At 72.5% G+C, this 11,478-nt stretch carries 10 protein-coding genes and 1 tRNA gene; 7 read left to right on the top strand and 4 right to left on the bottom strand.

Annotation, left to right across the window (positions count from 1 at the left end):
* Positions 1-181 precede the first annotated feature (181 nt).
* From ACTHNQ_RS18500 to ACTHNQ_RS18485, 4 genes are all read left to right on the top strand, one after another.
* Complete coding sequence (locus tag ACTHNQ_RS18500; protein WP_440335412.1) at positions 182-1,282, top strand: branched-chain amino acid aminotransferase; 1,101 nt, start codon at positions 182-184, stop codon at positions 1,280-1,282.
* A 75-nt stretch (positions 1,283-1,357) separates the two neighbouring features.
* Positions 1,358-2,146, top strand: coding sequence for a fumarylacetoacetate hydrolase family protein (locus tag ACTHNQ_RS18495; protein ID WP_440335411.1), 789 nt, complete (start codon positions 1,358-1,360; stop codon positions 2,144-2,146).
* An 18-nt stretch (positions 2,147-2,164) separates the two neighbouring features.
* Positions 2,165-3,466, top strand: a complete 1,302-nt coding sequence (locus ACTHNQ_RS18490; RefSeq protein WP_440335410.1) for an MFS transporter — start codon at positions 2,165-2,167, stop codon at positions 3,464-3,466.
* Positions 3,459-4,244 (top strand): class I SAM-dependent methyltransferase, encoded by a 786-nt coding sequence (locus ACTHNQ_RS18485; protein ID WP_440335409.1) that lies wholly within the window; start codon positions 3,459-3,461, stop codon positions 4,242-4,244. Before ACTHNQ_RS18490 ends, ACTHNQ_RS18485 begins: the two co-directional genes overlap by 8 nt.
* A gap of 9 nt (positions 4,245-4,253) precedes the next feature.
* Here the strand turns inward: ACTHNQ_RS18485 and ACTHNQ_RS18480 are convergent, their stop codons facing one another.
* From ACTHNQ_RS18480 to ACTHNQ_RS18465, 4 genes are all read right to left on the bottom strand, one after another.
* Positions 4,254-5,501, bottom strand: coding sequence for an alanine racemase (locus tag ACTHNQ_RS18480; protein WP_440335408.1), 1,248 nt, complete (start codon positions 5,499-5,501; stop codon positions 4,254-4,256).
* Positions 5,501-5,887 carry a RidA family protein gene (locus ACTHNQ_RS18475; RefSeq protein ID WP_440335407.1) on the bottom strand — a complete coding sequence of 129 codons (387 nt, stop codon included), beginning with the start codon at positions 5,885-5,887 and terminating at the stop codon, positions 5,501-5,503. The genes ACTHNQ_RS18480 and ACTHNQ_RS18475 overlap by 1 nt, the downstream gene beginning before the upstream one ends.
* Positions 5,884-7,488: an N-acyl-D-amino-acid deacylase family protein gene (locus ACTHNQ_RS18470; protein ID WP_440335406.1), complete on the bottom strand. Its 1,605-nt coding sequence runs from the start codon at positions 7,486-7,488 to the stop codon at positions 5,884-5,886. The genes ACTHNQ_RS18475 and ACTHNQ_RS18470 overlap by 4 nt, the downstream gene beginning before the upstream one ends.
* Before the next feature lie 73 nt (positions 7,489-7,561).
* Positions 7,562-8,632, bottom strand: coding sequence for an aminotransferase class V-fold PLP-dependent enzyme (locus ACTHNQ_RS18465; protein WP_440335405.1), 1,071 nt, complete (start codon positions 8,630-8,632; stop codon positions 7,562-7,564).
* Positions 8,633-8,714: 82 nt separating this feature from the next.
* Here ACTHNQ_RS18465 and ACTHNQ_RS18460 point away from each other — a divergent pair, with 82 nt between their 5' ends.
* From ACTHNQ_RS18460 to ACTHNQ_RS18450, 3 genes are all read left to right on the top strand, one after another.
* Positions 8,715-9,686 carry a LysR family transcriptional regulator gene (locus ACTHNQ_RS18460; RefSeq protein WP_440335404.1) on the top strand — a complete coding sequence of 324 codons (972 nt, stop codon included), beginning with the start codon at positions 8,715-8,717 and terminating at the stop codon, positions 9,684-9,686.
* 11 nt (positions 9,687-9,697) lie between these two features.
* The gene (gltX, locus tag ACTHNQ_RS18455) at positions 9,698-11,239 is read left to right on the top strand and encodes a glutamate--tRNA ligase (RefSeq protein ID WP_440335403.1); all 1,542 of its coding nucleotides are present in this window, start codon (positions 9,698-9,700) and stop codon (positions 11,237-11,239) included.
* Positions 11,240-11,309: 70 nt separating this feature from the next.
* Positions 11,310-11,381, top strand: a tRNA-Gln gene (locus ACTHNQ_RS18450).
* Positions 11,382-11,478: the final 97 nt, after the last annotated feature.

Genomic DNA, 11,478 nt, shown 5'->3' with positions numbered 1-11,478 from the left:
CCCGACGTGCCGGGCCGGCCGGACGGCATACGCCCACGGAGCGGCGCGGCACTGCCGGCGGCACGCACGCGCCAACCGGACGGCATACGCCCGGCTGGGGCGGGTGGGGTTACTTCTGCGTCTCACGATGTGGGCGATAGCCTGACGTCGAATCACCGCTGATCGCTCTGGAGGTAGTGCCATGTCCACCGATGCCGCGAAGGCTGAGGCCCTGACGTTCGAGGTCACGCGCCGAGAGGACGCCACGCCTTCCGAGCGGATCGCCGAGATCCTCGTCGACCCCGGCTTCGGCAAGACCTTCACCGACCACATGGTCGTCGCGACGTGGACGGCCGACGGCGGCTGGGCTGACGCGCAGGTCAAGCCGTACGGCCCCTTCCAGCTCGACCCCGCGGCTGCCGTCCTGCACTACGCGCAGGAGATCTTCGAGGGGATGAAGGCCTACCGTCACGCCGACGGCTCGATCTGGACCTTCCGCCCCGACCGCAACGCAGCTCGCCTGCAGCGCTCGGCGCGGCGCCTCGCACTGCCGGAGCTGCCCGCGGAGTACTTCCTCGAGTCGCTGCGCGAGCTCATCGCCGTCGACGGCGCCTGGGTTCCGACGGCTCCCGAGACGAGCCTGTACCTGCGTCCGTTCATGTTCGCCAAGGAGGCCTTCCTCGGCGTCCGCGCGGCGAAGAAGGTCGCGTACTACCTCATCGCCAGCCCTGCCGGCGCGTACTTCACGGGCGGCGTGCAGCCGGTCAACATCGCGCTGTCGACGCGCTACGCGCGTGCCGGCCACGGCGGCACGGGCGCTGCCAAGACCGGCGGCAACTACGCGTCGAGCCTGCTGCCCCAGGCGGAGGCGTACGAGAAGGGCTGCCAGCAGGTGCTCTTCCTCGACGGCGACTACATCGAAGAGCTCGGCGGCATGAACCTCGTGCTCGTGACGAACGACGGCCGGCTCATCACGCCCGAGTCCGACTCGATCCTGGAGGGCATCACGCTCGCCTCGATCCTGCAGCTCGCGCAGGACCGCGGCCTCACCGTCGAGCAGCGCAAGGTGACGATCGACGAGTGGCGCGAAGGCGCGGCGGACGGCTCGATCATCGGCGCGTTCGCCTGCGGCACGGCGGCCGTCGTCGTGCCGATCGGCAAGCTCGTCGCCGACGACTACGAGATCGTGCACGAGGGAGAGGCCTCGTCGGAGCTCGCCCTGTCGCTGCGTGAGGAGCTCACCGGCATCCAGTACGGCCGTGTCGCGGACCGTCACGGCTGGATGGTCCGCCTCGACGGCTGACGACCCGACTCGACGAAGCCCCCGCGGACGCCCGCGGGGGCTTCGTGCGTCTGAGGGGACGGCTAGGGTGAGTGCGTGAGGATCGCGCGCTTCAGTCACAACGACGCCATCAGGTACGGGATCGTCGACGAGGGCGAGCTGGTCGTCCTCGCCGGAGACCCGATGTTCGCCGGCTACGACACGACGGGGGAGCGCGTGCCGCTGGCCGACGTGGCCCTGCTCGCACCGGTCATCCCACGATCGAAGGTCGTCGCAGTCGGGCGGAACTACCGGGACCACGCGGCCGAGCTCGGCAACGACGTGCCCGCGGCCCCGATGCTGTTCTTCAAGCCGAACACCTCGGTCGTCGGCCCCGGCGACGCGGTCGTCCTGCCGGCGGGCTCCGATTTCATCAGCTTCGAGGGCGAGCTCGCAGCGGTCATCGGCCGCATCGCCAAGAACGTGCCGGCCGACCGCGCCCTCGAGTACGTCTTCGGCTACACGATCGCGAACGACCTCACTGCGCGGGACTGGCAGAAGTCGGACGGACAGTGGGCCCGCGCCAAGGGCTTCGACACGTCCTGCCCGCTCGGGCCGGCGATCGAGACCGACTTCGACCCCGCCGGCGACGCGGTGATCACGACGCGCCTGAACGGCGAGGTGCGCCAGCAGGGGCCGATCAGCGACATGATCTTCTCCCTCGCCGAGGTCATCGCGTTCGCGTCCGCCGCGTTCACGCTGCTCCCGGGCGACGTCATCCTCACGGGCACCCCGGCGGGCGTCGGGCAGATCGTCGCCGGCGACACCGTCGAGGTCGAGATCACCGGGCTCGGAACGCTGCGCAACTCCGCGCGAGATGCGGACCGCGGCGCTCGTGACGCCTGACGTCACGGCGGGCGACACGTGACTCCCGACCCGAAGCCCGAGGTCGCCCCGGCCCCGGCAGCGGACGACATCGCCCGCATCCAGCGGCGCACCGTGTGGGTGCTGTCGCTCGGCCAGGTACTCGGCGGACTCGCGTTCGGCGCGACCCTGTCGCTCGGCGCGGTGCTCGCCGCCGAGCTGTCGGGCAACGACTCCCTGTCGGGGCTGGCTGCGGCATCCATCACCCTCGGCACCGCCCTCACGGCCGTGCCGCTGGCCGCCATCGCCCGCCGCCGCGGGCGCCGGCTGTCGCTCACGACGGGTATGGCGGTGGCGCTGGCGGGTGTCGCGATCGTGATCCTCGCGGTCGCGATGCGGGCGTTCCCGCTGCTGCTGGTCGGCTTCGCCATCGTCGGAGCGGGCCAGGCGGCCAACCTGCAGTCGCGGTTCGCTGCGGCGGACCTGGCGACGGATGCCTCCCGCGGCCGCGACCTGTCGATCGTGGTGTGGGCGACGACGATCGGCGCGGTGCTCGGCCCGAACCTCGTCGGCCCGGGGGAGGTGCTGGGCGACGAGCTCGGCATGCCCGCGCTGACCGGGCCGTACCTGTTCACCATCGTCGCCCAGGCCCTCGCGATCGTGCTCTACGCCGTCTTCATGCGCCCCGATCCGCTGCTGCTCGCGCAGCAGGTGATCGCGGCGGCCCCGGCGACAGGCCGGGCGATCGCACGGGCCGACCGACCCGTCGCGGCGCGGTACGCGATCTTCGCGGTGGCGGCCGCGCACGGAACGATGGTGTCGATCATGGCGATGACGCCCGTGCACCTCGCGCACCTGACGCACACCGAGTCCGAGGCCGCGACGCTGTCGATCATCGGCTTGACGATCAGCCTCCACATCGCGGGCATGTACGCGCTCTCGCCGGTCTTCGGCATCCTCTCCGACCGCGTCGGGCGGGTGCCAACGATCCTCGTCGGGCAGGCGCTCCTGGCCGCCGCGCTGCTGACCGCGTCGTTCGGCAAGGATTCGACGTTCGCGGTGACCGTCGCGCTCGTCCTGCTCGGGCTGGGCTGGAGCGCGTCGACCGTGGCCGGCGCGACCCTGCTCGTCGAGTCCTCGTCCGAGGAGCTGCGCACGAAGCGCCAGGGCATCAGCGACTTCACCATGAGCATCGTGGGCGGTGCGGGCGCGATCGCCGCAGGCGCGCTGCTGGGCTGGATCGGGTACGGCGGCCTTGCGCTGGTGGTGATGGTGCTCGTCGTGGCGTCGGTTCTCATGGCACCGCTCGGCTGGCGGGCGTCACGGCGCCCCGCCGCGTGGGGAGCCCGCGCCGATGGCTGACTGGTCCGACGTCGGCGACGCGTACGCGGCATCGTTCGCGGCGCTGTGCGCGGGCGCGGTCGACGCCCTGCTCGACGAGGCGGCCGCACGGACGACGGGTCGAGTCCTCCTCGACGTCGGCACGGGCCCGGGCACGGTGGCGGCGGCGGCCGCAGCCCGAGGGTGGGACGCCGCGGGCGTCGACGCCGAGGAGTCGATGCTCGCCGCCGCCCGCCGGCTGCACCCGGGGCTGTCGTTCAGCCTCGGCAGGCTGCCGCGGCTCGGGATCGATGCCGATGCCGCGGATGCCGTCACCGCGAACTTCGTGCTGAACCATGTGCCCGACGCGCGGGAATCGGCGAGGGAGCTCGCGCGCGTCGCCAAGCCGGACGGCGTGGTCGTCGCGACCATCTGGTACGGCGTCACGAGCCCGCTGCGGCCGATGTGGGACGCCATGCTCGATGCGGTCGGGCTGGACCGGCCGGCCGACAGGACGCTGCCCGCCGAGAAGGACTTCGGCCGCGACGCGGACGGCGTCGCGGCGATGCTGCGCGAGGGCGGTCTCGACGGCGTGCGCGCAGAGATCGTCGCGTGGGACTACGCGTTCGATCCGGCCGAGCTGTGGGCCGGGGTCGAGGGCGGGGTGGCGACGGTCGGCTGCATCTACCGCGCGCAGGATGCGGCCACCCGCGCGCGCATGGCACAGGCGTACGACCGCGTCACCAGCGAGCGGGCCGGCGCCGACGGGCGGGTGACGGTGCCGCACCGCGCGGTGCTCGTGTCGGGCCGACCCGGCTGAACCGCCGCGTCAGAACAGGGTCTCGACGAGGTCGGTGACCACGGCCGTCGAGGGGTCGAACGTGCTGTCGTCGAGCGTGTCGACGACGGGCACGAGGCGCCACTTGTCGAACATGGTGCACGGATGCGACAGCCCGAGCACGACCGTGTCGCCGATCGTGAGAGGGGTCTCCGCCGGCAGGCGAAGGAACCCGTGCTGGTCGTTCAGCTTGCTCAGCTCGGCGCCGGGAAGCGGCATCCGCTCGCCGCCGGACGTCAACGCGTACAGCGGCACCGGCAGTCCCTCGTCGTACGGGAAGTCGCGCTTGCCGCCGTCGATCAGCGCGAGTCCGGGTTCGGGGCGCGACACGACCCGGGCGATCCCGCGGGCGGCCGGGCGCAGGCCGGCGCCCTCGAACGGGGAGTTCTGCCGGTAGTAGCCGTGGTCGTGCACGATGTAGGCGCCCGAGCGCAGCACGAAGCGCGCGCGATCACTCTGGGCGGCCGCGGCGAAGGCGGTGCCCACCACATCGGGGTAGGCGCTGCCGCCGGCGGTCACGAGCACGTCGCCGTCGTCGTACAGGGGGGCGAACGCATCGTGGGCCGCGAGGATCTCGTCGACGAACGCGCGGGCCGCTTCGAGCCCCTCGGCGCCGCGCCCGTGCGCGACGGCGCCCTCGTACCCGGCGACGCCGGCCAGGCGCACCGCGGGCGACGCGGCGATCCGCTCGGCCAGCGCGACAGCCGCCGCCACGGATCTGACACCGGTGCGGCCGCCGGGCCGACCGAGGTCGACGAGTACCTCGAGCGGCCGCGACGGCGCAGCGCCCAGCGCGCGCTCGATGCCGTCGATCGCCGCCGGGTCGTCGACCCAGCTCCAGATGCGTGTGCCGGCGGCCGCCTCGGATGCCCACCGGATCGCCTCGGGCTGCGCGAGCTGGTTCGCGAGCATCACGGCCGGGATGCCGGCATCCACCGCCACCCGCAGCTGCCACGGCGTGGCCACCGTGATGCCCGTGGCGCCCGCATCCATCTGCCGTCGCCACAGCTGCGGCGCCATCGTGGTCTTGCCGTGGGGCATGAGCTCGAGGCCGCGGGCGGCGACCCAGCCGGCGAGGAACGCGATGTTGTCGTCGAGCGCGCCCTGGTCGAGGACGAGCAGCGGCGTCCACAGGTCGGCGAGCCGGGGCTCGCGGGCGAGGAACTCCGTGACGGTGAGGCCGGCCGCATCCGCCGGGAGCCCCTTGTCGTCCGCGCCGAGGACGCGCTCGATCGACATCACGCCTCCGGAAGGACCGCGACGACGTCGATCTCGACGAGGATGTCGTACAGGTCGGAGCCCACGGTGGTGCGCACCGGGTAGGGCTCGGCGAAGAACTCGGCGTACGCCCGGTTGTACTCGGCGAAGTCGCGCTTCAGGTGCTGCAGGTGCGCGGTCACCTTGACGACGTCGTCGAACGAGGCGCCCTTGGCCTCGAGCACGCTGCGGACGTTGCGCAGCACCTGCTGCGTCTGTTCGTACACACCGCCGGGGACGACCTCGCCGGTGGCGGGATCCTGCGGTCCGAAGCCCGCCGTGAAGAGCAGGCCGGCGGCGGCGACGCCGTGGCTGTACGGACCCGCCGGCTTGGGGGCGTTCTGGATCAGGACGGCTTCCTTGGTCATGGTGTTCCTTTCGTAGAGGCCGTGGAGACGTGCGGATGCCGCAGCCCGCGCCCCGGGCGGGCGCCGGTCAGCGCGCCGCCGCGGAGCACGTGGGCGCCGCCGACGAACACGTCGTCGATGCCGCGGGCGAGGGCGCGCGGATCGTCGTAGGTGGCGGCATCCATCGCGTCCGAAGGGTCGACGACGGCGAGGTCGGCGGCGGCGCCCGGCCGGATGACGCCGCGGTCCGTGAGGCCGAAGCGCTCGGCCGTACGTGCGGCGAGGTGCACCGCTGCGCGCTCCCAGTCGAACGAGCGCCCGACGTACGTGCCGAGGAAACGTGCGAACGAGCCGGCCGCGCGCGGGTGCGGCACGGCGCCGACGAAGATCCCGTCCGACCCGCCGGTGTGCGCGTCGTGGGCGAACAGCCGGGCGAGGTTCTCGACGGGGCGTTCGTCGCGCACAGCCATCACCGCGTTCACCTCGAGGCGCCCGGCGACGAGCAGGTCGAGCGTGGCATCGACCACGTCGGTGCCGCGTCGCTGTGCGATCTCGGCGAGGGTCAGGCCCGGCGCCCAGGCCCAGTCGGCCGCCGGCGTGTGTCCGACGCGGATCATCGACGGCCACTCCGGTCCGAGGCTCGGCTTGTCGGCGACGAGGGGGAACCACTCGGCGCGCAGCCGCGCCCGCTCGGCGGGGTCGGCGAGGCGTGCGATGGCGGCATCGACGTCGAGCGCGCTGTACTCGGGCGGCAGCACGGCCATCGACACCAGCGTGCAGCCCCGTGTGTACGGGTACATGTCGAACGAGAGATCTGCTCCGGATGCCGCGGCCTCGGCCAGCAGCCGCTCGGCGTCCGCGGCATCCACATGCAGGTGCGACACGTGGCCGCGCACCCCCGCGTCGGTGCAGATGGCGACGACCTCGCGAAGACCCGCCGCCGTGTTCGTCTCGTACCCGCCGCGCATGTGGGTGACGTACACCCCGCCGGCAGCCGCCACCGGCGCGCACAGCGCCGCGAGCTCGTCGGCGTCGGCGAAGATCCCCGGCACGTAGTCGAGCCCGGTCGACAGCCCCAGTGCGCCGGCGTCGAGCCCCTCGGCGACGAGCCGCTGCATCTCGGCCAGCTGGGCGGCATCCGCGCGTCCGGTCCGCATCCCCATCACCTCGTGGCGCACCGTGCCCGCCGGCACCAGATAGCCGACGTTGAGAGGCGTCGCGTGATCGTACGACGCGAGGAGCTCGGCCACCCCACCGCCCGCGTACGTCGGGTGGGCGCCGTTGATGGCGGCGAAGTAGCGGGACGCCCACACGCCGTCGCCGGGTGCGTACGACACGCCGTCCTGCCCGCCGACGACGGTGGTGACGCCCTGGCGCAGCAGCGCGAGCTGAACGGCCGGATCGAAGATCAGACCGTCGACGTGCGCGTGCGCGTCGATGAACCCCGGCATGACGAACCGGCCGTGGCAATCGACGACGGTGTCTCCCGGGAGCGCCTCGACCTCGCCGACGGCGCCGATCAGACCCCCCGCGATCTCGACATCCGCGTCGCGCCGCGGGCCGCCTGTTCCATCGATCACGACGCCGCCGCGCAGCACCGTGCGGTCGGTGTGGGGGGTCATGAGGCCTCCGTCGGAGCGAGGGCCGGCTGACCCGCGTCAGCAGTCTACGCAGTCCGGTGCCGGTGCCGGCGGCTCAGCGGCCGAGCGCGGCGAGCGCCAGATCGACGTCGTCGGCGTCGTTGAAGACGTGGAAGGCGACACGTGCGCGTCCGGCCCGGCCGGAGGCGGTGATGCCCGCGGCGGTGAGCCGGGCGAGATCGCAGCCCCCGGGGTCGTCCCACGTGACGATCGCCGAGGCGCGCTCCGGTGCCGGCAGCCCGAGGCCCGCCCGGAAGGCGGCGGCCAGACCGGTGGCGTGGGCATGCAGCTCGGCCGCGTCGATCGCGGCGAACAACTCGAGCGCGGGCGCCGCGCCGACGAACGCCTGCCAGGCCGGCGACACGTCGAACCGTCGCGCGTCGGTGGCGAGATCCACCTCGCCGCCGTAGCACGACGACCAGGGGTCGTCGCCCGCGTACCAGCCGGCGTGGATCGGCGTCATGCGGGCCGCCATACGCTCCGAGAGCGCGAGGAATGCGACGCCGCGGGGCGCGCACAGCCACTTGTAGGCATGGCAGACGACGGCGTCGTAGTCGGATGCCGCGACCGGGAGCCACCCGACGGCCTGCGTGGCATCGCACAGCGTGAGCGCGTCGTGCCGGGCCGCGGCGGCGACGACGGCCGCGGCATCCGCGACCTCTCCGGTCGCCGATTGCACGACCGAGAACGCGACGAGCGCCGTCTCGGCCGACACGTGCGCGGCGAGCTCGGCCAACGGCGCGGTGCGGACACGGATGCCGCGTCCGGCGTGCACGAAGGGCAGCACCATCGACGAGAACTCGCCTTCGGGGACGAGGACCTCCGCGCCGTCGGGGAGCGACGCGGCGATGAGGCCCGCGGCGACGGACGTCTGCGAACCGATGGCGATGCGTTCGGCTCCGACGCCGACGAGGGCTCCGAACAGCGCGCGCGAGCGCTCGACGGCGGCGCAGTACGCCGTGAGATCCGGGCGGCCGGCGGCGGACGCGTCGAGGTCGGCGAGGACCGCCTCGCGTGTGGCGCGGCTCGGCAGCCCGGCAGTGCAGGCCGCGAGGTAGTCGCGCCCGCCCGGGAACTCACGCTGCGCGGCGCGGATCACGGGGGATGAGACGGCGAGTGCGGACATGGGACCAGCCTGAGGGAGGCTGATTGCTCACGTCTATGGCAGGTATTCCATGAAACCCATAACAGAAGCTTATGCTCAGCGTATGACGGACGTGTTCGACGACGACCCGGGCTTCGATGCGCGGGAGCTGCGTCTCGTGAAGGCCGTCGCCGACGCCGGCTCGATCACCGGCGCCGCCCTCGAGCTCGGCTACAGCCAGCCCGCCGTCAGCCAGCAGCTCAAGCGCCTCGAACAGCGTCTCGGCGTCGCCATCGTCGAGCGCGTCGGCCGCAGCGTGCGTCTCACCGACGCCGGCCGCATCCTCGCACGGCACGCGCCGGCGGTCACGACCGCGCTGGACGCGGCCGCCGGCGAGCTCGCCGAGCTCCAGGGGCTCCGCGCCGCACGCGTGCGGCTCATGGCCTTCCCGTCGGCCTCGCCGACGATCGTGCCCCGGCTGCTGGCAGATCTGGCCGTGCGGCATCCCGGCATCTCGCTCACCTACGTCGAGGCCGAGCCGCCCGAAGCGGTCGACGCGGTCCGCGAGGACCGCACCGACATCGCGCTCACCTTCAGCTACCCGGGCGACCGGGACGACCCGCACGGGACGAGCGCGCGCGGGCTCGACGTGCGGTCGATCGGCGTCGACGAGATGCTCGCCGTGCTGCCGAAGGGACACCCGGGTGCCAGGGCCGCGTCGGTCGACGTCGCATCGCTCGCCGACGACTCCTGGATCGCAGGGTGCCCCCGCTGCCGCGGGCACCTGCTGGAGCTGTGCGGACGGGCCGGCTTCGCGCCGCGGATCGCGTTCGAGACCGACAACTTCGTCGCCGTCGAAGGCCTCGTCGCGCAGGGCATCGGCGTCGCCACCCTGCCGCGCATGGCGGTCGAGTCGTTCCCGCAGCTGCCGGGTCTGGCGATCGTGCCGCTGCCGGCGGGGGAGCAGCGCACGATCCACACCGTCACCGCGCGCGGCGCCGATCGCGTTCCCGCCGTGCGGGCGACGCTCTCGGCCCTGGCGCGGCTCGTCGCCGGTCCTGCGGCCGCCCCCGGCGGCGAGGCATCCGCGAACTAGACTTGACGGCGATGTCTTCTTCGCCTGACCCCCGCACCACGACCGCCACCGGCGCCGACGTCCGCGTCCGCTTCTGCCCGTCGCCGACCGGCCTCCCGCACGTCGGACTCATCCGCACGGTGCTGTTCAACTGGGCGTACGCCCGCCACAACGGCGGCAAGCTCGTGTTCCGCATCGAAGACACCGACGCGGCGCGCGACAGTGAAGAGAGCTACCAGCAGCTGCTCGATGCGCTGCGCTGGCTGAGGATCGACTGGGACGAAGGCGTCGAGGTCGGCGGGCCCCACGCGCCCTACCGCCAGTCGCAGCGTCACGACATCTACCGTGAGGTGCTCGACAAGCTCATCGTGGCGGGCGCCGTGTACGAGAGCTACTCGACCGCCGAAGAGATCGACGCCCGCAACGAGGCGAACGGGCGCGCGAAGCAGCTCGGCTACGACAACTTCGACCGCTACTTGACCGACGAGCAGAAGGCCGCCTTCCGCGCGGAGGGCCGTGAGCCCGCATGGCGCCTGCGCGTGCCCGACGAGGACCTCACGTACGTCGACCTGATCCGCGGCGAGGTGACCTTCCCCGCCGGCTCGTTCCCCGACTTCGTGCTGGTGCGTGCCGGCGGCGTGCCGCTGTACCCGTTCGTGAACCCCGTCGACGACGCGCTCATGGGGATCACGCACGTCATCCGCGGCGAGGACCTCATGCCGTCGACGGCGCGTCAGCTCGCGCTCTACGGTGCGCTGGTGGATGCCGGCGTCACGACCTTCATCCCGCGCTTCGCGCACATGCCGCTCGTGCTGGGCGAAGAGGGCAACAAGAAGCTCTCGAAGCGCGACCCGAAGGCGGACCTCTTCCTGCAGCGCGACAAGGGCTTCATCCACGAGGGCCTGCTCAACTACCTCGCGCTGCTCGGCTGGTCGATCGGCCCCGACCGCGACGTGTTCTCGCTCGAGGAGCTCGTCGCCGCCTTCGACATCGTCGACGTGAACCCGAACCCGGCCCGCTTCGACCAGAAGAAGGCCGAGTCGATCAACGGCGACCACATCCGGATGCTGCAGCCCGAGGACTTCGCCGCACGTCTGGTGCCGTACCTCTCGGCCGCCGGCATCGTGTCCGAGCCGCCGACGGCCGCGCAGCAGGCGATGCTCGCGGCGGCGGCGCCGCTCGTGCAGGAGCGCATGCAGCTGCTGGGCGACGCGCCGGGCCTTCTGGGCTTCCTGTTCTCGGACGACGTCTCGTACCAGGACGACGCCCTCGCGTCGCTGCCGGCCAACGCGAACGAGGTGCTCGTGGCGTCGGTGGGTGCGCTCGAAGTGGTGCCCGAGACGGACTTCTCGGCCGCGGCCGTTCAGGACGCCCTCGCGGGCGCCCTCATCACTCCGGTGGAGGAGGGCGGGCTGGGCCTCAAGCCGCGCGTCGCGTACGGTCCGCTGCGCGTCGCACTCAGCGGCCGCCGCGTGTCGCCGCCGCTCTTCGAGTCGATGGAGCTCCTCGGCAAGTCCGAGACCATCCGGCGGCTCGGAGCGCTGGTCGAGCATCGCTCCGACGCGCGCGGGTAGCGCCCCGGTTTGGAGCAGGTGCCGGGGTGACGTAGACTCATTCCTCGGCACCGCTTCGGCGGAAACGCCTTGGGGTATGGTGTAATTGGCAACACGGCTGATTCTGGTTCAGTTGTTCTTGGTTCGAGTCCAGGTACCCCAGCAAGATCGAAACCCCCGCTGAGCGGGGGTTTTCTTGTTTCCGATGCCATCACGCCGGTGCGTCGGCGATCACCTGGGTGAGGGCATCCTCTCCGAGC

This window comes from Microbacterium sp. (assembly GCF_051953575.1).
Lineage (GTDB): Bacteria > Actinomycetota > Actinomycetes > Actinomycetales > Microbacteriaceae > Microbacterium.
This window is presented reverse-complemented; position numbering and strand designations above follow the sequence as displayed.

Coding starts and splice junctions, on each gene's coding strand:
- ACTHNQ_RS18500 (WP_440335412.1), top strand. CDS start 182: ATGTCCACCGATGCCGCGAAGGCTGAGGCCCTGACGTTCGAGGTCACG.
- ACTHNQ_RS18485 (WP_440335409.1), top strand. CDS start 3,459: ATGGCTGACTGGTCCGACGTCGGCGACGCGTACGCGGCATCGTTCGCG.
- ACTHNQ_RS18480 (WP_440335408.1), bottom strand. CDS start 5,501: ATGTCGATCGAGCGCGTCCTCGGCGCGGACGACAAGGGGCTCCCGGCG.
- ACTHNQ_RS18475 (WP_440335407.1), bottom strand. CDS start 5,887: ATGACCAAGGAAGCCGTCCTGATCCAGAACGCCCCCAAGCCGGCGGGT.
- ACTHNQ_RS18470 (WP_440335406.1), bottom strand. CDS start 7,488: ATGACCCCCCACACCGACCGCACGGTGCTGCGCGGCGGCGTCGTGATC.
- ACTHNQ_RS18465 (WP_440335405.1), bottom strand. CDS start 8,632: ATGTCCGCACTCGCCGTCTCATCCCCCGTGATCCGCGCCGCGCAGCGT.
- ACTHNQ_RS18460 (WP_440335404.1), top strand. CDS start 8,715: ATGACGGACGTGTTCGACGACGACCCGGGCTTCGATGCGCGGGAGCTG.
- gltX (WP_440335403.1), top strand. CDS start 9,698: ATGTCTTCTTCGCCTGACCCCCGCACCACGACCGCCACCGGCGCCGAC.